The 21,633-nt window shown below is 63.3% G+C and carries 18 protein-coding genes; 14 read left to right on the forward strand and 4 right to left on the reverse strand.

Features of this window, described 5'->3' with window-relative positions; translation table 11 throughout:
• The first annotated feature begins 132 nt into the window (after positions 1-132).
• From BV071_RS12750 to BV071_RS12780, 7 genes are all read left to right on the forward strand, one after another.
• Positions 133-3,393, forward strand: coding sequence for an efflux RND transporter permease subunit (locus BV071_RS12750; protein ID WP_035607405.1), 3,261 nt, complete (start codon positions 133-135; stop codon positions 3,391-3,393).
• Positions 3,394-3,412: 19 nt separating this feature from the next.
• Positions 3,413-4,477, forward strand: coding sequence for an efflux RND transporter periplasmic adaptor subunit (locus tag BV071_RS12755; RefSeq protein ID WP_035607407.1), 1,065 nt, complete (start codon positions 3,413-3,415; stop codon positions 4,475-4,477).
• A gap of 87 nt (positions 4,478-4,564) precedes the next feature.
• Positions 4,565-4,807, forward strand: coding sequence for a phosphopantetheine-binding protein (locus BV071_RS12760; protein ID WP_035607410.1), 243 nt, complete (start codon positions 4,565-4,567; stop codon positions 4,805-4,807).
• 16 nt (positions 4,808-4,823) lie between these two features.
• Positions 4,824-6,164: a hypothetical protein gene (locus BV071_RS12765; RefSeq protein ID WP_265594377.1), complete on the forward strand. Its 1,341-nt coding sequence runs from the start codon at positions 4,824-4,826 to the stop codon at positions 6,162-6,164.
• Positions 6,161-7,597 carry a class I adenylate-forming enzyme family protein gene (locus BV071_RS12770; RefSeq protein ID WP_035607416.1) on the forward strand — a complete coding sequence of 479 codons (1,437 nt, stop codon included), beginning with the start codon at positions 6,161-6,163 and terminating at the stop codon, positions 7,595-7,597. Before BV071_RS12765 ends, BV071_RS12770 begins: the two co-directional genes overlap by 4 nt.
• A 254-nt stretch (positions 7,598-7,851) precedes the next feature.
• Complete coding sequence (locus BV071_RS12775; RefSeq protein WP_035607682.1) at positions 7,852-9,141, forward strand: reverse transcriptase family protein; 1,290 nt, start codon at positions 7,852-7,854, stop codon at positions 9,139-9,141.
• Between the two features lie 53 nt (positions 9,142-9,194).
• Complete coding sequence (locus BV071_RS12780; protein ID WP_035607419.1) at positions 9,195-10,481, forward strand: NAD(P)/FAD-dependent oxidoreductase; 1,287 nt, start codon at positions 9,195-9,197, stop codon at positions 10,479-10,481.
• Positions 10,482-10,487: 6 nt separating this feature from the next.
• Here the strand turns inward: BV071_RS12780 and BV071_RS12785 are convergent, their stop codons facing one another.
• The gene (locus tag BV071_RS12785; protein WP_035607421.1) at positions 10,488-10,895 is read right to left on the reverse strand and encodes an HIT domain-containing protein; all 408 of its coding nucleotides are present in this window, start codon (positions 10,893-10,895) and stop codon (positions 10,488-10,490) included.
• A 73-nt stretch (positions 10,896-10,968) separates the two neighbouring features.
• On the opposite strand from BV071_RS12785, the gene BV071_RS12790 reads away from it, so the two are divergent.
• The 5 genes from BV071_RS12790 to BV071_RS32885 are packed head-to-tail and all read left to right on the forward strand — an operon-like array spanning position 10,969 to position 16,150.
• Positions 10,969-11,949: an alpha/beta fold hydrolase gene (locus BV071_RS12790; RefSeq protein ID WP_265594378.1), complete on the forward strand. Its 981-nt coding sequence runs from the start codon at positions 10,969-10,971 to the stop codon at positions 11,947-11,949.
• Positions 11,950-11,986: 37 nt separating this feature from the next.
• Positions 11,987-12,505 carry a tetratricopeptide repeat protein gene (locus tag BV071_RS12795; RefSeq protein WP_035607425.1) on the forward strand — a complete coding sequence of 173 codons (519 nt, stop codon included), beginning with the start codon at positions 11,987-11,989 and terminating at the stop codon, positions 12,503-12,505.
• Positions 12,502-12,906, forward strand: a complete 405-nt coding sequence (locus BV071_RS12800; RefSeq protein ID WP_035607427.1) for a DUF6157 family protein — start codon at positions 12,502-12,504, stop codon at positions 12,904-12,906. The genes BV071_RS12795 and BV071_RS12800 overlap by 4 nt, the downstream gene beginning before the upstream one ends.
• A gap of 52 nt (positions 12,907-12,958) precedes the next feature.
• Positions 12,959-15,151 carry an excinuclease ABC subunit UvrB gene (locus tag BV071_RS12805; protein ID WP_035607428.1) on the forward strand — a complete coding sequence of 731 codons (2,193 nt, stop codon included), beginning with the start codon at positions 12,959-12,961 and terminating at the stop codon, positions 15,149-15,151.
• 39 nt (positions 15,152-15,190) lie between these two features.
• Entirely contained in the window at positions 15,191-16,150 is a 960-nt protein-coding gene (locus tag BV071_RS32885) for an archaemetzincin (RefSeq protein ID WP_052573277.1), read from the forward strand.
• Position 16,151: 1 nt separating this feature from the next.
• On the opposite strand, the gene BV071_RS12815 is transcribed toward BV071_RS32885, so the two are convergent.
• Positions 16,152-17,897, reverse strand: coding sequence for an SMP-30/gluconolactonase/LRE family protein (locus BV071_RS12815; RefSeq protein WP_035607431.1), 1,746 nt, complete (start codon positions 17,895-17,897; stop codon positions 16,152-16,154).
• Positions 17,898-18,272: 375 nt separating this feature from the next.
• Here BV071_RS12815 and BV071_RS35365 point away from each other — a divergent pair, with 375 nt between their 5' ends.
• Entirely contained in the window at positions 18,273-18,437 is a 165-nt protein-coding gene (locus tag BV071_RS35365) for a hypothetical protein (RefSeq protein ID WP_265594379.1), read from the forward strand.
• On the opposite strand, the gene BV071_RS12820 is transcribed toward BV071_RS35365, so the two are convergent.
• Positions 18,438-19,274 carry a S1-like domain-containing RNA-binding protein gene (locus BV071_RS12820; RefSeq protein ID WP_035607434.1) on the reverse strand — a complete coding sequence of 279 codons (837 nt, stop codon included), beginning with the start codon at positions 19,272-19,274 and terminating at the stop codon, positions 18,438-18,440.
• 108 nt (positions 19,275-19,382) lie between these two features.
• On the opposite strand from BV071_RS12820, the gene BV071_RS12825 reads away from it, so the two are divergent.
• Positions 19,383-20,834: an SGNH/GDSL hydrolase family protein gene (locus tag BV071_RS12825; RefSeq protein ID WP_035607437.1), complete on the forward strand. Its 1,452-nt coding sequence runs from the start codon at positions 19,383-19,385 to the stop codon at positions 20,832-20,834.
• A 207-nt stretch (positions 20,835-21,041) separates the two neighbouring features.
• On the opposite strand, the gene BV071_RS12830 is transcribed toward BV071_RS12825, so the two are convergent.
• Positions 21,042-21,605 (reverse strand): plasmid pRiA4b ORF-3 family protein, encoded by a 564-nt coding sequence (locus BV071_RS12830; protein WP_052573279.1) that lies wholly within the window; start codon positions 21,603-21,605, stop codon positions 21,042-21,044.
• Positions 21,606-21,633: the final 28 nt, after the last annotated feature.

Raw genomic sequence — 21,633 nt, forward strand, 5'->3', positions numbered from 1 at the left:
TACGCTGGCTCAGATCGCGCTGACGGGGAACTCCGTCAGGCGGGATGAAATCGGGAATATCCCCTGCCCCGAGCCCATCCCGGTGATCGTCAAATATGCGCCCCCCGGGAGCGCCGGACTCCGAAAGCAGCCATGTGGATCGTTCTTTTTGCACTTCGTTACAAGTATACCATCGGCGTTCTCGGCATCCTGATCCTGCTCTTCGGCATTATGTCGGCGCGGAAGATGTCCACCGACATCCTGCCCCGGGTCGATAGCCCGGAGATCACGCTGGTCTGGTCCTACAACGGCCTCAACGCGGCTGAGATGGCCGCCAAGATCACCTCCTTCTCGGAGATCGCCACGATGAACAGCGTGGACGACCTGCTGGAGGTGCGGTCCGAGACTTCGAACGGCGTGGCGCTGGTGAAGCTGAAGTTCCAGTCCTACGTGGACATCAATTCGGCTCTGACCCAGGCGACCGGGGTGTCGCAGACGATCCTCCGGCGCATGCCCTCCGGCACGACGCCACCGCTGATCATCCGCACCAGCCCCTCCAGCGTGCCGATCATCCAGCTGGTGATCTCCGCGGACAACAAGACCGGCGGGGAACTTTATGACTACGCGCGGCTGGCGCTGCGCGCGCAGTTGCAAAGCGTCCCCGGGATGCGGATCACGCTGCCCTACGGCGGTGCCGCGCGCCAGGTGATGGTCGATCTGGACCCTCAGGCGCTCAATGCCTTCGATCTCTCCGCGGCCGAAGTTAGCGCGGTGGTCGGCCGGCAAAACCTGACGCTGCCCTCCGGATCGATCCGTGAGGCCGGGCGCGAGCTGCCGGTGGAACTCAACGCCAGCCCAGAGAACATCCAGGGCTTCCTCGATCTGCCGATCCGCTCCTCCGAAGGCCGGACCATCCTGCTGCGCGACGTGGCGAATGTCCGCGACGGCGAAGCGGTGAGCTCGAACATCGCGCGGCTCAACGGCCAGAACGCGGTGATGATCTCGATCCTCAAGCTGGGGAACGCTTCCACCGTCGACATCATCGACGGGATCATGTCGCGCATGGACGACATCCGGAAGGCGGCGCCTCCCGGAATGGTGATCGAGCCAATCTTCGACCAGTCGGTTTTCGTGCGCGCGGCGGTGAACGGCATCGAGCATGAAATCATGCTGGTGGGCGGACTCGTCGCCGCGGTGGTGCTGCTATTCCTCGGCTCCTGGCGCTCGACCGGGATCGTGCTGTGCTCGATCCCCCTGGCGCTGCTCTGCTCGATCATCGGGCTCAAGCTGGCAGGTGCGACCTTCAACCTGATGACCTTGGGCGGCCTTTCGCTGGCGATCGGTATCCTGGTGGACAACGCGCTGGTGGAGATCGAGAACATCAAGCGTCAGATAGGGCTCGGGAAGAGCGTGAAACAGGCGATCATCGACGGCGCGAAGGAAGTTGCCTTCCCGGAGTTCGTTTCTACGATCTCGATCTGCATCGTGTTCCTGCCGATCTTCTTGCTCAGCGGCACGGCGTCCTACGTTTTCCGGCCCTTGGCGCTGGCGGTGGTCTTCGCGATGATCGCCAGCTATCTGCTGGCGCGCACATTGGTGCCCACGCTGGCATCGATCATCCTGCCGGGTGAAGCGCGGGCGGAGGCGAAAGCCAAGGCCGCAGGCAAGGGACCGCGTGGCTTGGGCCTGATCCATCACGCGATCGAGCACGGGGTGGACAAGATCGCCGCCGTGCAGGGACGCATCCTCAGCTTCCTGATGCGCGCCAAGTATCTGATCCTGATCCCGGTGGCGGCGGCCGTCGCGATCGGCATTTTCTCCGGCTGGCACTCGGGGCGTGAGTTCTTCCCGAAAACGGATGCCGGCTTGCTGCGGCTCTTCGTCCGGATCCCCAGCGGCATCCGGATCGAGGACACCGCGCGGGTGATGGCGGACATCCAGGTGCAGATCCGCAAGATCATCCCCGCCGATGAACTCCAGTTCGTGGTCGAGAACATCGGCGCGCCGGTGTCGATCAACCAGGCCTACGTGGAGACCACCTCGATCAGCTCCGCGGATGGCGAGATCCTGGTGCAGCTTCACGGCGAGCACGCGCCCAGCGTCGGCTACGAGCGCAAGATCCGCGCGATGATGGCGGAGAAGTTCCCGGAGGTGCAGTCCTTCTTCCGCCCGGCGGATGCGACCAGCCAGACCCTGGCCTCCGGCGCCCCGACCACCTTTGAAGTCCGTTTCACCGGGCGCGACATTCCCGGCAACCTGGCCCTCGCCAAGGACCTCCGCGAAAGGTTCTCCAAGGTCCCGGGGGCCGTCGATGTGACCCTGCGCGAGGTGCTCGATCAACCCGGCTACGCGATCCGCGTGGACCGCGCACGCGCCGCGACCTTCGGCATCGTCCAGCAGGACGTCGCGAACTCGATGCTGGCCGCGCTGGGTAGCGGTGGCTCGATCGCCCCGAACTACTGGGCAGACCCGGCAACCGGTGCTTCCTACGACGTGCAGGTGATCGCCCCGCCATCGACCCTGAACTCGGTGGAGCAGCTCCTGAACCTGCCAGTGAAGCCTTCGGTCGGGACCGCGACCTCGGTGCCCTTGCGGGCCTTTGCAACGGTGATTGAGAAGCGTGCGCCGGCAAGTGTCTCGCGCACGACCCTGGCACCGACTTTCACGGTGGTGGCGAATGCCGATGGCCGCGATCTGGGCAGCCTGACCAAGGAACTCGAAGGCATGATCGGCAAGGAGGCGGTAGCGGCCGATCCTTCCAAGAAGCAGGAGGCCCAGCCGGCGACCGGCCTGCGGTCCAAGCAGAAGCCGCCGAACAAGATCGAGCTGGCCGGTCAGGCGGCGCTGATGAGCTCGGCGTATTCGGAGCTGATCGGCGGCCTCGGCCTGGCCGCGGTCTTGGTCTTCCTCGTGATGGTGGTGAATTTCCAATCCTGGACCCTGCCCTTCGTGGCGATCGCAGGCCTGCCGGTGGCGGTCTCCGGCGCGCTCTTCGGGTTGTGGGTGACGGGCACGCCGATCAGCGTGCCGGCATTGATGGGTATCATCATGGTGGTGGGCGTCTCGACCGCGAACAGCGTGCTGGTGAGCAGCTTCGCGCGGGACCGCTTCGACCAAGGCGAGACGGCGGTGGACGCCGCGATCGAGGCCGCGACGACGCGCCTGCGGCCGGTGATGATGACCGCCCTTGCAATGGTGCTGGGCGTGATCCCAATGGCCCTGGGCCATGCCGAGGGTGGCGAGCAGAATGCGCCGCTGGGCCGCGCGGTGATCGGTGGCTTGGTCTTCGGCACCATGGCCTCGCTATTCGTGGTGCCGATCGCCTTTGCATTTGTGCGCGGGCTGACGAAGCGGAAGGTGCACGAGGAGGAAGAAACCCTGCCCGAAACCACGGCTGTGCCTGAGCCATCCTAATTTCAAATCTGTTTCCATCATGATCCCACGTTTGCTTCCCCTTTTTCTGGTCGCGACCGCTGTCGCCCAAGAAGCCGCCACGGTTCGCACGGTGCTGCCGAAGCCGGCCGAGGCCACGCGCAGCTTCGAGCTGCCCGGCCGCACCGAGCCGATCGAGCAGGCACGGATTTTCTCGCGCGCGACCGGCACCGTGAAGGAGCGCCCCGTGGACATCGGCGACCGGGTGAAGGAAGGCGACACGCTGGCAGTGATCGACACGCCGGAAATCGACCGCCAACTGGAGTCGGCACGGGCGGCGGTGGACCAAGCGGTCGCCAAGGCGGACATCGCGCGCAGCACGGCCAAGCGCTCGGCCGGGCTGGCGGAGGCCAAGGCCGTGTCGCAGGAGCTTTCCGAGCAGCGCGAGGCCTCGGCCGCGGAGCTGGAAGCGGCGGTGCGGATGGCCAAGGCGGAGGTCGGGCGGCTGGAGGAGCTGCAGAAGTTCTCAACGGTCAAGGCGCCCTTCCGGGGCACGGTGCTGGCGCGGCGGATCGATCGCGGCGATTTCGTGCGCGGCGACTCGGCCACCACGGCGGAATGGGCCTTCCAACTGGCGCGGATCAACGAGCTGCGCTTCGCGGTGGCGGCCACGCCGGATGTGGCGCTGCGCCTGAAGGCGGACACCGAGGCACAGCTGCGCTTCCCGGAGCTGCCGGGCCGGCAATTCCCGGCAAAGGTCTCCCGCGCCAGCAATGCCTTCGATACCGGCAGCGGCACGATGCGGGTGGAGCTGCTCTTGGATAATGCGGATTTCACGCTGCCAGCCGGCCTGACCGGCACGGCGGCCTTCAAGTTGGCACCGGCACCGGGAACCTACCTGCTGCCGAACAACGCGCTGGTGCTGCGCGAGGGCAAGTCGCTGGTGGCGGTGGTGGACCAGGGCAAGATCAAATTCGTCGACGTGCTGCCGGGGCGGAACCTCGGGCCGAACATGGAGATGACTTCCGCGTCCCTGACGCCGGAGAGCCAGGTGATCGTGAGCCTGAACGCCATGATCAAGGAGGGCGACGCGGTGACCGCGAACCCGCTGGTGGCCGGGAAGTAGGGGCGGACCTCGGGCCAAAAGGTCCAGACAAGGACTGAAGCGAAAGGTTGAACCGCCCGGCGATCTGCCTATGGTCCGGCGGGCCGCATGGAACAAGACCTGATCGAACTCATCCGCAGCGAAATCCTGGACACCACGGAGCCCTTGGCGCCGCAGAGCGATCTTTTCGCTGCTGGGCTGGACTCGATGGGGATCATGCAGTTGCTGCTGGCGATCGAGGATCGCTTCGGGGTGGCGATGGACCCGGCCGACCTCTCGCGGGAGAATTTCTCGACCGCGGAAAAGATCGCCGCCCTGGTGGCGGAAAAGAAGGGCACGGCAACCCCTTGATTTTTCTTTTTGCGTGGTGCCGGTCGAACTCCCATCCGCCAAACCGCTGCGAACCAGCAGCAGCGATGGATTTTTGTTAGGTCTGGAGAGCCTGATGCGGCGGACCGGCCAAGGCCGGCATGTGGCCACGACGGTGCTGGAATGCGCTGGCGCGCCCGATCTGGCCACGATCCGCAGAACTGCGGATGAAGTGGGCCGCCAGTATCCGATCCTGCACGCACGGAATGCGCGAGGCGGCGATTGGCTGGCCAAGTGGCGGACGGACGAGGTCAGCCCGGCAGCAGTGCCGGTGCACGTCTGGCACCTGCCGGGAGTGGCCGCCGAGGGCGAGGAAATCTCCAGCCTGAATGAGTGGCTCGCGCTGCAACTGAACAGCCGTGAGATCGACATCTACTCGGCGGGACCGAATCTGGTTTTCCATGTGGTGGTGAATTCCCCCACCCGCTGGACCTTCGTGCTGGTGTGGAGCCACTCGCTGCTCGACGCGGTGGGGATGACGAAATTCCTGCAGTTGCTCGCGGGGGTCTCGGTGCCGGTGACCGGAGCGGCAGACGAAGCGCCTGCCTCGCCAATCTCGCAGCTCTACCAGCAGGCGAAACCGATGATCGAGGAGATGCGGCGCTTCCCGCGGTGGAAGATCCGCTCGCTGCACCGCAAGGGCACGCGGCCGGGCGAGAGCCGTTTCCTCCTCGCAAAGTTCGGACCGGAGGCCACCGCCGCGATCCGGGCGAAGATGGCACAAACCGCGGGTGAATTACTATTGCTGCCGTACTTTGCAGCTTGCGCGGCACGGGCGGTGCAATCGGTGATTGCGGCGCGGCATCCGGATGAACCGGTATCGATCCTGCTGACCCTGCCGGTGCAGCGCCAGAGCGACCCGGCAAAGCGCCCGCTCTTCTGCAACCACATGTCACCTTACACGGTGCTGCTCGAGCCCGGCGAGCTGGTGGATCTCAAGACCTCATCCAAGGCACTCTACCGCAAGTATGCCGACTTCATGCGCCGCAAGCTGCCTGCCGCGATGCAGGCGCTGATGCGGATGATGGAGCGCTGCCCCTCGCGCTTCTACAACCTGCCGGCCTTCGTTTACATGCGCGGGGAAATCTGCAGCTTGTTCCACTCGCACACCGGGGAATTCCTGCCGGGAGCGGACAGCATTTTCGGCAGCCGGATCGTGAACGGGTATCATGTGCCCTCGGTAAGCTCGCCGCCGGGGATCGGAATCTTCTTCTCCCAGCACGCGGATTGCCTCACCATGACCCTCTCGTGGAAGGAAGGCTGCCTTTCGCCGCTGGAATTGGAGTTGCTGAAGCAGACCCTGAGCGAAGACTTGGGAGCCGAGCTGCCGCCGCCGTGAATCTGATCGAAGAAATCGCCCACCGCCACGATCCCGCCACGATCGCGATCGTCAGCGGGGATACGCGCGCGAGCTATGGCGACCTGTTCGGCGAGGCGCGGCGGATCGCGGAGCTGCTGAAGGCGCACAATCGCTTCGGCCGGATTCCACGGATCGGGCTGCAGTGCCCGAACGGACTCAGCTACATCGTCCTGTCGATGGGTATTCTGTTAGGCGGGGCCTGCCTGGTGCCGCTGGCGGAGGAACTGAGAGACGCGGAGCGCTCGGAGATCGCGGACACGACCTCGCTGGACCTGATCCTGGCGGCGGGGGATTTGCCCTGGCACGGACCGGAGGATGTCATCGCGGAGCACACCAGCATCGGGGTGAGCTGGAAACTACACCTGTGCCGCCCCGCCACGCCACGCTTTCCCGAAGAGGAATTCCAGAAGCTGAATCCCGCCTTCATCCGCTTCAGCTCCGGGACGACCGGGACGAGCAAGGGCGTGGTGCTGTCGCACGAGACCCTACTGGCGCGGATCAGCGCTGCGAATGAAGGGTTGAAGATCGGCCCCGAAGACCGGGTGCTGTGGATGCTGCCAATGGCGCATCACTTCGCAGTCTCGATCGTGCTCTATCTCTACTTCGGGGCGACGACGGTGCTGGAGAACTCGCCTCTGCGGGAGGATGTGCTGGCCACGGCGGATCGCAGTGAAGCGACGGTGATCTACGGCTCGCCCTTCCACTTCGCGATGCTCTCGGGAGATCGCGGTGACTTCATGTGGCCCTCGCTGCGTTTGGCGGTGGCAACCGCGGCAGCCCTGCCTGAGGCGACGGCACGGGCTTTTGACGCGCGCTTCGGCAAGCCCTTGACCCAGGGACTCGGGATCATCGAGGTGGGCCTGTCAGTGCTCAATATAGAGTCCGCGCGGGAAAAGCCCGAAGCACTGGGCCGGCCGATGTCCGCTTACGAGGTCGCATTGTTAGACGAAGCAGGCTCTCCAGTGGCGGAGGGCGAGGCGGGAGAATTTCATGTGCGCGGACCGGGCCTGCTGGATGCTTACCTCGTGCCCTGGAATGCGGATCCTTCAGTAGATGGCTGGTTTGCGAGCGGTGACTTGGTGCGTCGCGATGCCGAGGGCGACCTCTTCCTGATGGGACGGAAGAAGTCGGTGATCAACGTGGCCGGGATGAAGGTGTTTCCGGAAGAGGTGGAGCGGGTCCTGAATGAACATCCCGCCGTGAAACGCAGCCGGGTGCTCGGGCGCGAGCACCCGCAGATGGGACAGGTTCCGGTGGCGGAGATCATCCCGGCGGATGCCACCGCCCCGCCAAAGCCGGTGGAGTTGCAGCGCTTTTGCAAGCAGGTGCTCTCGGCCTACAAAGTGCCGATGCAGTTCAAGATGGTGGAGGAGTTGCCGCTGACGGCTTCGGGGAAGTTGAAGCGGGGCTGATCGCTGCGATGGAACAGCGTTGTCGTTCTGAGAGGGCTTGCTAGCTTCGCGATCGACGAACTGCGGGAGGCTCGCCTCCAAGCCGGTCGTGTTGGACTCGTTCCATGCGGCCTCTCCGGGGTTACCCCGGGGGATCGGAATACCAAGCATCACGAGGCAAGGGCCACGTCACGCTGCCGCGTGAAATTGCCCAAGCCAGACAGGACGCGTTGGAGCACGGGCCTTCCGCGTTCGTCATTCTCTTTCTTACCCTTGTGTCCGCTCGTGCCCATCACATCCTACGTCTGGCGACAGCCCTGCTCGCCGGGCCGCTGGATGATCGTGTTGCGATGGCTGCGAGGACTCTGCCGCTGGTGGGTGATCCCCGGAAGGCACGCTGGCTGGATTCACTGGCGAAGGTGCTGGTGCAGGAATTCGGTGTAAGACCACGGCCGACAGCCCGGGAGCTGGCAGAGCGAATCGGCAATCACGGGCCCTATGCGAAGGCATGGTCGCTTGGGCATGGACGGATTCTGCCAGCGATCGTCGAGCCACAGATGGCACCGGCACCGGGAGCTCCCCGGTCATGGAAGCTGCCGGGGATCGCCTGCACGGGAGAACTGGCTGAGCTGTTAGGACTACATGCGGACGACCTCGGCTGGCTGACGGCCTATGGGCAGGCGGAACACTATTCCCACCGCTGGCACGCGAAGGCGCATGGCGGCTGGCGCTTGATCGAAAGCCCGAAGCCGCTGTTGAAATTGGCACAGCGCCGAGTCCTGGAGCGCATCCTTGGATCCATCCCTCCGCATGAGGCCGCGCGAGGCTTCCGGCCTGGAACCTCGATCCGTGACTTCGTGGCACCACATGTGGGGAAAGACGTGCTGATCCGCTTCGACCTCGAGGATTTCTTTCCTTCGATCACCTCGACGCGGATCCTGAGGATCTTCCTCACCGCAGGTTACCCGGAGAACGTGGCCCGGGCTTTGACGCGACTGACGACACATGCAACGCCAACTGAAGCGCTCGCGGATCAGTCCCTGCCATGGGCACAGCGCCGACGCTTGGCAACGCCGCATCTACCACAGGGTTCGCCGACCTCACCGGCGCTGGCGAATCTAGCCGCCTTCACACTGGATTGCCGCTTGGCCCGGCTGGCGGAGTGCTGCAGGGCGGAATACACACGCTACGCGGATGATCTGCTCTTTTCCGGAGGAGAGGATTTCGCACGCGGCGCGGAACGCTTTCGGGTGAAGGTAGCTGCAATCTTGTTAGAAGAAGGATTCCTCCCGAATCATCGCAAGACACGGGTCCAGCGCCAGGGCCAGAGGCAGCACGCCGCGGGGCTGGTCTTGAATGAAAAGCCGAACATCGGACGGCGGGACTTTGACCGGCTGAAAGCGATTTTGACCAATTGCGCGAACTTCGGGCCAGCTTCGCAAAATCGTGGGGAGCATGAGGATTTCCGGGCACATTTGCAGGGCAAGCTGGCATGGGTCGGATTCATCCATCCCGGAAAGGGCGAAAAACTGCGGGCGATTTTTGAGAGGATTAAGTGGGACTAGCGGATTTTCAGTTTCGCTCCGGCGCGGATGGGGCAACATGGCGGCGCCATCTGATGACACCCGATCTCGCCATTCTCGGAGCCGGTCCCGCAGGTTCTACGCTGGCCGCGCTGCTCGCTCAGCGTGGTTTCAAGGTGCTGGTCTTCGACGACGAGAAACGCCCGGAGCTCCTCGTGGGTGAATCGCTGGTCCCCGCCACAGTGCCGGTAATGCGGCGACTGGGAATCGAGGATCGGGTAAAAGCCTTCTCCCAGCACAAGCCAGGTGTGAGCTTCCTGCACCGCCACGGGACGCGGATCGATTTCAATTTCGGGCCGATCGCAAAGTGGCTGCCCGCCTACGCCTACAATATCCCGCGGCCGCAATTCGACGACACCCTGCGTGAACGCGCAGAGGAGCTTGGCGTCTGCTTCGTGAAGCAGCGCGCCGCAGTGGAGAAAGGCAATGAGACCCGCGAGATCCAACTCACCGCAGAGACCCTGGAAAAGGCCGGCCTAACAGAACATCCGAAGCTTTTGATCGATGCCACCGGACGGGCCCGGACCTTTGCCCGCGCACTCGGGATCGGTTCGAAGACCGGTGAGCGCAGTGACGTTGCCTACTTCGCGCATTTCGAGAACTTCCGCCACGACTTTCCACCGGAGGGACAGGTGGTGATCACCATCCTCGATCACGGCTGGAGCTGGCGCATCCCGCTGCCCGGGCGGCTCTCGGTCGGCATCGTCGTCCACAAGGACGCGGTGAAAGGCTGGGGCAGCACGCCGGAGGAGCGCCTCGACTACGCTCTGAAACACGAGCCGCTGCTGATGGATCACGCGAAGGACGCGCGGCGGGTCACTCCGGTGATGACCTACACCAACTACCAGCTCGTCTCCGACCGGGGCCATGGCCCGGGCTGGGCGGCCTGCGGGGACTCCTTCGGTTTCGTCGATCCGATGCTATCACCCGGCCTGTTCATGGCGCTGGAGTCCGCGCGCTTGTTCGAGGAGCACGTCTTCAGCAAGGGCACGGAAGTGTTGGATAAGCCGGAGGAGATCGCGGCAGGCTTCGCGATGGCAGAGGCAGAGCTGCACGATTGGCACGAGAGCTGGCGCGAGCTGATCCGTCATTTCTACGATGGCGGCATCTTCTCGCTCTACGAGACCGGCACCAAGTTCTCCGAGAAATTCAAAGGCTGGCCGGGGATCGGATTCATCGAGCGGCACATGACCAAGCACATCGCCTCGATGGCCTCCGGGGCCTTTACGCGGCGCAAATACAGCCGCGGACTCGTGAAGTTCATGCGGCAGTACATGATGCGCGACTGTCGCCCGCCGGAAGACTACGCGGTGGTGCCCTGACCTCACTCAAGCAAGCCAAGCATACCAGGCCTTGCGGATCTCCTCCACGGCTTCGGCAGCGTAGGCTTCCTTGCCCTCGTAGGACCACACCACCCCGGGCCATGCTGGATCCTCCGGCGAGCGGCCAACGACGTGGATATGCATCTGCCGGACCTGATTGCCGATACAGGCGACGTTCAGCTTGTCCGGCTGGAAGTGGTGCGCGACGAATTGCGAGACCTCTCGGATCACGCCGGTAACTTCCTGATAGCGCTCAAGGCTGAGCTGGTGAAGGTCTTCGATCCCCTCCTCCACCTCGGGCACGATGATGATCCACGGGAAGACCGCGTTGTTCTTCAGCAGGATGTGGCAGCGCTGCCGGATGCCGAGATCGAAGCCGCCTGCGGCAAGCCGGGGATGAAGCACAAAATCCATGTGAAATGGATGGCGGGGATACCGCGGTGAGGCAAGCCCGCGGCGTGCGTAGCTCCCGCCCTTGCCGGGAGGGATGGCTCGCTCTAGTTTCCCCGCCGTGCCGCTGATGTCATCTGCCTACCGCGCTCCCGCATTCCTGCGAGGCGGGCACTTGCAGACCATTCACCCGGCACTCTTCCGGCGGGTGCCACGGGTGACCCGGCGGCGCGAACGACTGGAATTGGCAGACGGCGACTTCCTGGATCTCGACTGGGCCAGCGCGGGGCGCGGGAAGCTCGCAATCCTCTCGCACGGGCTCGAGGCGAGCTCGCAGGCCCCCTACATCCAAGGCATGGCGACGGCTCTCATCGCCCGCGGCTGGGACATCCTGGCTTGGAACTACCGCGGCTGCAGCGGTGAGATGAACCGCCTTCTACCCTTCTACCACAGCGGCGCCTCGCATGACTTGCATGAGGTGGTGGAGCACGCGCTCAAGGTGCATCCTGCAGAGCAGGTCGACCTCGTCGGCTTCAGCCTCGGCGGGAATATGACCCTCAAGTATCTGGGCGAACGCGAGGCCCACCCACGCCTCCACCGGGCGGTCGCTTTTTCCGTGCCCTGCGATCTCGCGTGTTCCTCGGTGCGGCTCTCAGCCCGCGTGAACCAATTGCTCTACATGGAGCGTTTCCTGCGCAGCCTGCGGCAAAAGCTGGTGGCGAAGAAACCAAGCTTTCCGGAGCAGATCGACCTGCAGGGTATTGGTGCAATTCGCAACTTCCGACAGTTCGACAATCGCTTCACCGCCCCGCTGCATGGCTTCCGCGATGCGGAAGACTATTGGGCGCGAGCGAGTTCCCGCCCCTTCCTGCCGCGGATCAAGATTCCCGCACTGCTCGTGAATGCGGCCAATGATCCCTTTCTCGGGCCGGGATGCTTTCCCCGCGAGGAGGCCGAGGCGAGTGAATGCTTCCACTTGGAAGTACCGGAGGACGGCGGCCACGTGGGCTTCAGCACACAGGGCCGCGAGTATTGGTCGGAGCAACGGGCGGCGGAGTTTCTATCAGCTGAGATCTAACCTTTGCCAAAACGGCGGAGATGCTATCTCTCCAATTGTGAGCTACGAAAGCGACGCAGCCGTCCAGCGCGCGACTGGTTTTCTCGAACTCGGTCTCGCGGAAGAAGCGTTGTCGGAACTCGATGATTTGCCACCCCCGCTCAGGCAGGAATCGCTGATCCTCCATCTCCGGGTAGACGCTTACTTCCGGATGAAGCGCTGGGCCGAGGCCGCGGAAATCTGCGTGCCGAAGTTGGAAACGGAAGCCAGCGATGTCGCGTGGTGGATCCAGGCGGGCTATGCACTGCGCCGCTCCGCATCGCTCACCAAGGCGGAGGAAACTTTGTGCAAGGCTCTGGAGTTTCATCCGAAGCATTCGCTGATTCACTACAACCTCGCCTGCTATGCCTGCGTCGATGGCCGCGAGGAAGAAGCTCGCGAGCGCCTTGTAAAAGCGACTGAGGAGGACGTGGATCTCTACCTGAAGATGGCGAAGGATGATCCCGACCTAGTGAGGATCCGGCCCTGGGTGATCGCGTGGCAGGCGCAGCGGCGCGAGCAACTTTCGCCACAGTGACGAGCTTCCGCAATACCTTCATCCGGATCGCGCCGGACTGCCCGGAGAGCGAGGGCATCGAACCTCCGGCACGCGACGGCAAGAAGCCGGTGCACCTGATCCACCTGGAGCTGCTGCGGGCGAAGCCCTACAAGCTGGGGCACGAGGATTTGATCGTGGAGGGTGAACTGCGCCGCGAGTCACCGGGCGTGGAAAGCAAGGCGGAGATCCGCGAGCGGCTGCGCCAGAAGCCCCTGCCCTGCCTGCGCACCTCGGCACTTGGCAAGCGCTACGGCTGGGGCATCCATTTCGACGAGAAGGGGAAAATCGCGGCTTATCCCGCGGGATCGCCGGAATACCGAAAGTTCGCGGAGGATCCGGGAATCGAGCAAACCGTGGCGATGCGGAGCAGCCGGAAATAGCCGGGAAGCCCCCCTTGCGGGCTGGGGTTTCCGCGTCTAGAACAGGGGCCCGATGGCGTTCCAATTGGTCAGCGAATACGATCCGCAGGGCGATCAGGCCCAGGCGATTGAGAAACTGGTGAAGTCGCTGGAGGCCGGCAACGCGCACCAGACGCTGCTGGGGGTCACGGGCTCGGGAAAGACCTTCACGATGGCGAATGTGATCGCGCGGCTGGGCAAGCCGACGCTGATCATGAGCCACAACAAGACCCTGGCGGCGCAGCTCTACTCGGAGTTCAAGAACTTCTTCCCGAACAACGCGGTGGAGTACTTCGTCTCCTATTTCGACTACTACCAGCCTGAGGCCTACATCCCGCGGACGGATACCTACATCGAGAAGGATTCCTCGATCAATGATGAGATCGAGCGCCTGCGGCTGTCGTCGATGGGCTCGCTGTTGACGCGACCGGACACGATCGTGATCGCATCAGTATCGTGCATCTACGGCTTGGGCTCGCCGGATGACTACGAGGGAATGATGGTGCCGGTCTGGGTGGGCCAACAGCTGCGCCGCGACGACTTGCTGCAATCGCTGGTGGCGATCCTGTTCGAGCGCAATGACATCGCCTTCGGCCGCGGCAAGTTTCGCGTGCGCGGGGATGTTGTGGAAGTGCATCCGGCCTACCTGGATGAGACGGCGGTGCGGGTGGAATTTTTCGGCGATGAGATCGACCGGATCACCACGATCGACACGCTGACTGGCGCGACCATCGACCGGGTGGACAAGCATACCTTCTTCCCGGCGAAGCAGTTCGTGACGCCGGGGGACAAGATGAAGAAGGCCATCATCGAGATCCGCAAGGAGGCCGAGGAACGCGTGGCATGGTTCGAGAAGGAGGGCAAGCTGATCGAAGCGCAGCGGCTGCGGATGCGCACCGACTACGACATCGAGATGATGCAGGAGATGGGCTTCTGCCAGGGGATCGAGAATTACTCGCGGCACCTGACCGGACGCCCGCCGGGATCGCGGCCCCACACCTTGCTGGATTTCTTCCCGAAGGACTACCTGCTGATGATCGACGAGAGTCACGCGACGATCCCGCAGATCGGCGGAATGTTTGAGGGCGACAAGAGCCGCAAGACGGTGCTGGTCGATCACGGCTTCCGCCTGCCGAGCGCGCTGGACAACCGGCCGCTGAAGTTCGACGAGTTCATGCAGATGACGAACCAGCGTCTCTACGTTTCCGCAACTCCCGGTCCCTTCGAGATCGTGAACTCGCGGCCGGAGAACAAGCGCTACATCCCGGTGAAGGGCCGGGGCGATGACCGGGGCTTCACGCACATCGACCTCAAGAAGCTGCGGGTGACGCCCAGCGGCAATGCGGAACCGGTGAGCGCCTTCGATCCGACCAAGCCGGGACGCCCGCTGGTAGTGGAGCAGATCATCCGCCCGACCGGTTTGTTAGATCCCACCTTGGTGCTGCGGCCACTCGCGCGCCAGATCGACGAGACGATCGAACTCTGCCGCCAGCGTGTCGAGAGAGGTGAGCGGGTGCTGGTGACGACTCTGACGAAGAAGACCGCGGAGGATCTTGCGGAATACCTGCAGGGCACCGGCCTGAAGGTGCGCTACCTCCATGCGGACATCGACACCGTGGAACGGGTCGAGATCCTGCGGCAACTCCGTGCCGCGGCCTTCGATATCCTCGTCGGCATCAACCTGCTTCGCGAAGGACTCGACCTGCCGGAGGTCTCCCTGGTCTGCATTCTCGATGCCGACAAGGAAGGCTTCCTGCGCAACGAGACCAGCCTGATTCAGACCGCGGGCCGCGCCGCGCGCCACATCAATGGCCAGTGCGTGCTCTTCTGTGATGAGGTCACGGATTCCATCCAGCAGCTGATCAACGTGACCGAGTATCGCCGCAGCCGGCAGATGGAGCACAACGAAACGCACGGCATCACCCCACAAGGCGTGAAGCGCGCGGTCCAAGAGAGCCTGGCACTCTACTCGAACCAACGCGAGCAGGCCGACAAGCTGAACCGCTCGATGGTGGCAGACGACGAGGAGACCTACGACAAGGTCCGCGTGCTCGCCGAGCTGGAGAAGGAGATGCTCGATGCCTCAGCGAAGCTCGAATTCGAGCGCGCCGCGCACCTCCGCGACCAGATCGCAGCCCTGAAAGGCGGCACCGAAGCAGCCACGGCACCACGGCAGAAGGTGGCCTACCCGAAGGCCAAGGGCGGCGGGAGAGGGCGGAGGAAGTAAAAAGCTCCAAATTTTGGTTGGGATGCGCGTTACTGGCTCATGAGCCACGCCATCCGGATTTCCTTTATCCTGCCGCTGATCACCTGCGGCGTGGCCTTCGCCGTCTTTCAGCCTCCCAACAAGCAAGAGCGCGAAAAGGCAGTAGGCTCGCTCGCAAAGCTCGACCCGAAGCTCCAGCGCACGTTCACGGACGCAGGCGAATTCCAAGCCAAGTCGACGCCCGGGACCTTTGGTTGGCTGGCGCAACACGAGGAACCGGGCCAGACCTACGACCAATACTTCGATTCGCATCCGAACATCCCCGATGTGGTCCGATCCAAGCTATACATCCAGCCGATCGGCACTTTCGACAAGGCAATCTCGCCCGACCTGAACCTGCTGCGCGACTACACCGCCGCTTACTATCAGCCGCTGGAGGTGGTGCTGCTGCCTGCCGCGGAGGACAAGGATGTGCCCGCCACGGAGCGGATCAACACGATGTCCGAGAAGAAGCAGTGGAAGACTGGCGACATCATGCAGTGGATGAGGAAGCGGCTACCGAGGGATTGCTACGCGATGCTCGCGGTGACGATGACGGACCTGTATCCGGACGAAGGCTGGAATTTCGTCTTCGGTGAGGCCTCAACGCGTCACCGTGTGGGCGTCTTCAGCTTCGCCCGCTATCACCCCGCATGGTTCGGCGGGAAGGGAAACGAGGGCACGCAGAAGCTGGTGCTTCGTCGCGCGGCCAAAGTTCTCACCCACGAAATGGGACACATGTTCGGCATCGAGCACTGCATCCACTACGAATGCAACATGAACGGGGCGAACAGCCTCGAGGAAGCGGACTTCACGCCCATGGAGCTGTGCCCGGTGTGCCTGAGAAAGCTCCACTACGCCATCCGTTTCGATCCGGTGGCGCGCTACGAGAAGCTGCAACGCTTCGACGCCGCCAACGAATTGGAAACGGAGAGCAAGTGGATCAAGGCGCGGATCGAGGCGATCCGCGCGGCAAAGTGAATTAGAGCCCCGGCTTCGGCGGCATCACCGGCTTCTCCCAAGGCCGGATACCAGTAAGCTTCGTCACCCGCTTGAAGACCTTGTCTCCGGCGGTGACATAGAGAGTGTGCAGATCCGGCCCGCCGAAGCAGAGGTTCGAAGGGTAGCGGGCACCGGCTGGCGGCGGAAGGATGAGATTCACCCGTCCAGGCTGATCACAGATCTGAATACCCATCGCTGTGGCAACCAACAGCCACCCATCCTTCGTAACTTTCATCCCATCGGCGCGGCTCCGCGGATCGGGATCAGCGGGCGGCAGATGAAGATGGTGATAGGGCTGAACGTAGGTGAGCGACCCATCGGCCGTCCGCACAGCATCCCATACATAGCGACCACCGGGATCGGCGATCTCCACGCGGGTCTGGTCCGGCGTGAGCGTGATCCCATTCACACCATTGCAACGATCCGTGCCCATCACCTTGTCCTGGCCGGGGCGAATGACCCACACGGCCTTCTTCGCCGGCTCGGTGGCGTAGATCGTGCCGTCGTTCGCGACGACCAGGTCGTTGCCCTTGATGTCCTTGGCATGGACCTTCTCCTCCTTGCTCGCGATGTCCCATGAGACGATCTCGCTACTCCCCGTGCGGCAGCCGTAGAGGCGACCATCCGGGCCGAAGGCAAGGCCATTGGTGCCCTGGGTGTTCTCCATGAAGACCGTGACCGAGCCATCCGGCGCGATGCGGTGGATCTTGTTCTGCGGGATGTCGGTGAAATAGACACTGCCGTCGTTGGCAGTGATCGGGCCTTCGGTAAAGCCGTGGCCTTCGCTGACGAGTTGCCAGTCCTCGCCCGGCACCAGCATCTCCTTCGCCCGGCCACGGCAGGCATCGTAGTTCAGTGCCACCGGCTTCGGGAAATCCTTCCAGAGCCAGCGCAGCACTTCCGGCATGATTGCACCGCCGTGCTGATGGGAGTGCGGACCCTCGCCCCACTGGTGATTCACCTCGTAGCCGGAGAAGGTCAGCGCCCGCTCCATCGCTTGGTTGGCCATCCACCAGTCGCCGCAGTAGATGTTCTGGTCGTTCGAGCCATCCTGGAGGAATACGCGCATCGGCTTGGGCTCGGTCTTGCGAACGAGGGTCTCGAATTCATCCCCACCCCGTAGACCCACGAAGGTACCGATCATCGAATACACCCGGCGGAAGGCATCCGGCCGCTGCCAGGCAACATTGAAGGCCGCGATCCCGCCGGACGAAGCGCCGCAAATCGCGCGGTGGTCCGGATTGCTGCTGATGTTGTAGTCCTTCGTGACCACCGGCAGCAGCTCCTCGATCAGGAACTTCGCGTAGTCCGCGCTGAAAGCGTCATACTCGTAGCTGCGGTTGAAGCGCGGCTGGGACTCACCATTCGGCGCCGGCACCACACCGGGATCGACGAAAAGGCCGATGGTCACCGGCATCTCGCCCTTGGCGATCAAGTTGTCGAAGACGATGGGGATCTTGTTCGCCCCCTTCTCATTCACATAGCCGCCGCCATCCAGGAAGACCATCAGACAGGCTGGCTTGGCAGGATCATACTGCGCGGGCACGTGCAGCCAGCAACTGCGCTCCGTACCGGGGTAGACCTTGCTGTCCTTGAAGCTGAACTTGGTCGTCACCCCCTTGGCCACCCCCTCTTGACGGACCGAGGCGGGATCGACCGGATAAGGGCCATCGGCAGCGAAAGCGGCCATGGGCAAGAGGACGGCAAGGGCAGTGGCAAGTTTCATGGAATCGGAGCGGATCAAAAGGGACGCAGCCGCGCCCGGCCTTCTTTCCCGGCAGGGCGGCGAAGTCTGTCACCGGCGGCCCTCCCTCCCCCTGCGGAGGATCGACACGGGCCTGCCCGCGGCGTATTTAGGAAACGCTGAAATGAAACTGATCCCCTGCTTCCTGCGGGCCTGCGTAGTGCTGGTGGCAGGACTCGCCTGCCGGGGCTACTCCCAAGTCTCGCGCGCCTATCCCGATGGCACGCTCTTGTCCGAACTGCAGACCCGCCCCGTCATGCTCGCCGCGGCGACTGACTCAGCGCTGATCGTGCCCCCTTTCTCCAAACCGCATCTTCGATTACAATGCCGTGGACTGGGAGATGGCTTATCTACCAGATGCGCCGTACTTCCAATCTCATGAAGTGGATCAATACCGACGCCGATGGCGGACTCGGCTTCAGCGATCCACCGGGGCGCTACTACCGGATCACCGGGGATCGCGGTTTCTTCCGCATCGAGTTCCACTATCCGCAGGACAGTGAGGAAGTGATCATCGAGTGATCATTCAGTGAGCCGGATCCCATCGTCACCGATGCTGATCTGGCGCTTCTTGAAGAGAGCACCGGTCGCCTGCTTGAAGGCCTTTTTGCTCACTCCTAGAGCCTTGTGGATTTCCTCCGCAGGGCTCGAATCGCAGAGCGCCCAGAAGCCGCCGCGTTGCTTGAGCTCTTCCTCGATCCGTGTCTCGAGATCGTCCACCTTGGCTCGACCCGGCGCGTAGAGCGAGAGATCGATCTTCCCGTCCGGGCGGACTTGGACCACGTATGCCGTGGTCTTCTCCCCCGCACGCAGGCGGCGGAAGACCTCATTGCCGAAGAGCACACCGCTGTGCTTGCCCTCGATGATCGCCTTGTAGCCCAGCTCGGTCTTGCCGTAGAGCACGACCGAAACCTCCTGCCCCGGCGTGTAGTTTGCCGGTGATTGGTTGAGATACTTGTTGAGCCGCCGGGTCGCGATAATCCGCCCGCTGGCATGATCGACGTGGACGTGGACGACGTAGGACTTGCCGACTTCCAGCCGCTCCTTCTGCTCGCGGAAGGGCAGCAGCAAGTCCTTCGGCAGCCCCCAATCGAGGAAGGCTCCCACCCCGGTGATCTGCAGACATTCCAAGTAGGCGAACTCGCCCGGCATCGCCTTCGGGTGCTTCAGCGTCGCCACCGGCCGGTCCTCGGAGTCGTGATAGAGGAAGACGTCCACTTCACCGCCGATGTGCCACTTCACCGGCATCTCGCGGCGCGGCAGCAGGACCTCACCGAGCTCGTCCCCGGCATCGAGGAAAAGTCCGAAAGGTTGCTCACGGAGAATGGTCAGGGTGGCGCGCTCGCCGATATGGGCCATGGCGGAAGGCTCGGGGAAAAGCAGCCCCGCGTCGATGATGATTCGCCCCGGATTCCACGCAGCGCCGGGGCTGGACGCCTCCGGGAAATGCGCTAAGACTCTAGCCCCATGAAACTCCCCCCCTTGGCCGTCCTCTTGGCGCTCCAGGCTTCCGCATTCGCCGCCGACCAAGTGGTCACGCTCGGGGATTCGCTGACCTATGCCTACGAAGGTGAGTTCTGCTTCCGGGTCACCATTCCCTTCACCGGCACCTACGGCGACAACATGCCCGCCACGGTCCGCAACTGGATCGAGACCCTGAGTTCGACCACCTACCGCAACGCCTCCTTCGACCAAGGGACCCGCATCCCCATCGTTCTCGATTTCCGGTCGATTTTCGGACAGAAATACACTCTCCTCCTCCGCAACCGCTACAACTGGGCGATCCCCGGACTGAAGGTGGACGAGATGCGACAATTCGTGCTCGGCGAAAAGACCTTCCTCGAGCTGCTTGCGGCAGATCCGGACTTCGCTCCGCTTGCCACCGCGTTGGACTCAAAGTACTCCTCCTTCAACGAGACCACGGACTTCAACCTCACGGAGATGAACGACCAGATCACCAACAGCGCGGAGCGCTTGGTGTTCTTCATCGGTGGCAATGACGTCCGCACCATCTACGGGACCGTTTACAATGGCGGCTCTGCCGGCACTTTCGTCGACGACTTCATCGCGGACTCGACTGCCATCCTCGACAAGGTCCAGCAGCTGAAGCCTAACATCCAGATCGTCGTGGTAGCGGTGCCGCACATCGGCATCACCCCGGACATCAAGACCGACTTCCCCACCGATGCGGTGAAGACCGGCCGCGTGACCGCGCTGATGCAGGAGCTGAACGGACGGCTCGAGGCTTTGGCCGTACAAAAGGGCGCCGGCTTCGCGGACATCTTCACCCCTACCCTGCCGATGTTGAACGCCACGCCTTACGGCATCCACGGGATCCCAGTGACGAACTCCGGCACTGCCAATGGCAACCAGGGCTTCCTGTGGCTGAATGGTGAGTTCAGCGCGAACTTCCACCCGAACACGAATGCCCAGGCCTTGATCGCAAACGAGATCGTGCTCGCCTTCAACCGGCGCTACAATACCGGCATCGCGCCGCTCACGGCCACCGAGATGCTCGGTGGCCTGATGGGCAAGACGGCCCCCGAGATCGACATGACTTTCGCCAACTGGATGACCGGCTTCGGCCTAACAGGGGGCACCGAAAATTCCGACGCGGATGGCGATGGACTCGACGCAGGCATGGAATTCGCCCTCGGATTCAATCCAATTCTGCGCGATGCCAACCTGCTCAGCACCTCGCTGATCAACGGCGGGACCACCTTGGAACTGGCCTACCCCCGGCGCCTCACCAGCTCCACGCGCTACACCTTGCAAGCGCAACAGTCACCCAATCTAACAACACCCTTCGCGACCTTGGCCCCGGCTCCCACCGTCGGCACCGATGGCCGTCTGCGCGCACAGATCCCGGTGAGCCCCGGAAAGGGCTTCATGCGATTGAATAGCACCCTGGCACCGTGAGGAGGTGCGATACACGCGAAAGCGACCGGGAGCGCGGAGCCTCCGGCCCGCAGAAGCATCCAGAACGGAACCATCGATCTCGCGGGTTGAATGGATACTGCCGTCGCTATCCTGCAGACCTTTCCGGCTGACTGCAGCAAAGCCCCATCCTGCGGGGCAGAGCCTCCGCATTTCCGGAGCTATCGCTGATTCGGGCCTCCAACTCACTCACCGCAGCTTCCGCTTCTTCGGATTCCGCTTCTTCCCGCCGAACACGACTTCCTTGATGTCGAAAGCCTCGGGATCGTATTCGCCGCGGTACCAGCCAATCTGCCCCTGCAGCGCTTCCATATACTGGAAGACGCCACCGAAATCCTCGGGCGGACAAGCGCGTGCCCCGTCGATCATGATCGGGCCTTCCAGGTCGCTGTCTTCCTTCTTCTCCAGCACCACCTCGTGGATCCAATCCTCCGCGAAGTCGTAGCGGTAGAGCAGGCGCATCGGCAGGCGCTTCTTGCCGATGAACTCGGCAATAGTGACCTTCAGCTCATCCTGGAACTCACCACCCTGCGGCACCTGGTCGGCAAGGCCGACGGGCCCGATCACATCCTTCAGATTCTTGCCGGAGCCGTGGCGGAATTCGTGCGGGTGCTTGTTCTCCCAGCCCATGGCGTCCTGGATCGCGTCATTGAGCTGGAGGAAATTGAAGGAGGCCGGCACCGAAAACTTCCGCCAGATCTGCGGGGTGATGCGGTAGAGGAAGACCTTTACGGTGATGCGCGGCGCGGACATGCCGAGAGCCTAGGCCCATGTCCCGCCG

Origin of the sequence: Haloferula sp. BvORR071, assembly GCF_000739615.1 — a bacterium.
Classification (GTDB): domain Bacteria; phylum Verrucomicrobiota; class Verrucomicrobiia; order Verrucomicrobiales; family Akkermansiaceae; genus Haloferula.

What these genes read in the sequence shown, in the direction of transcription:
- BV071_RS12750 (WP_035607405.1), top strand. Translation starts at nt 133, where the DNA reads ATGTGGATCGTTCTTTTTGCACTTCGTTACAAGTATACCATCGGCGTT.
- BV071_RS12755 (WP_035607407.1), top strand. Translation starts at nt 3,413, where the DNA reads ATGATCCCACGTTTGCTTCCCCTTTTTCTGGTCGCGACCGCTGTCGCC.
- BV071_RS12760 (WP_035607410.1), top strand. Translation starts at nt 4,565, where the DNA reads ATGGAACAAGACCTGATCGAACTCATCCGCAGCGAAATCCTGGACACC.
- BV071_RS12780 (WP_035607419.1), top strand. Translation starts at nt 9,195, where the DNA reads ATGACACCCGATCTCGCCATTCTCGGAGCCGGTCCCGCAGGTTCTACG.
- BV071_RS12785 (WP_035607421.1), bottom strand. Translation starts at nt 10,895, where the DNA reads ATGGATTTTGTGCTTCATCCCCGGCTTGCCGCAGGCGGCTTCGATCTC.
- BV071_RS12790 (WP_265594378.1), top strand. Translation starts at nt 10,969, where the DNA reads ATGGCTCGCTCTAGTTTCCCCGCCGTGCCGCTGATGTCATCTGCCTAC.
- BV071_RS12805 (WP_035607428.1), top strand. Translation starts at nt 12,959, where the DNA reads ATGGCGTTCCAATTGGTCAGCGAATACGATCCGCAGGGCGATCAGGCC.
- BV071_RS32885 (WP_052573277.1), top strand. Translation starts at nt 15,191, where the DNA reads ATGAGCCACGCCATCCGGATTTCCTTTATCCTGCCGCTGATCACCTGC.
- BV071_RS12815 (WP_035607431.1), bottom strand. Translation starts at nt 17,897, where the DNA reads ATGAAACTTGCCACTGCCCTTGCCGTCCTCTTGCCCATGGCCGCTTTC.
- BV071_RS35365 (WP_265594379.1), top strand. Translation starts at nt 18,273, where the DNA reads ATGCGCCGTACTTCCAATCTCATGAAGTGGATCAATACCGACGCCGAT.
- BV071_RS12820 (WP_035607434.1), bottom strand. Translation starts at nt 19,274, where the DNA reads ATGGCCCATATCGGCGAGCGCGCCACCCTGACCATTCTCCGTGAGCAA.
- BV071_RS12825 (WP_035607437.1), top strand. Translation starts at nt 19,383, where the DNA reads ATGAAACTCCCCCCCTTGGCCGTCCTCTTGGCGCTCCAGGCTTCCGCA.
- BV071_RS12830 (WP_052573279.1), bottom strand. Translation starts at nt 21,605, where the DNA reads ATGTCCGCGCCGCGCATCACCGTAAAGGTCTTCCTCTACCGCATCACC.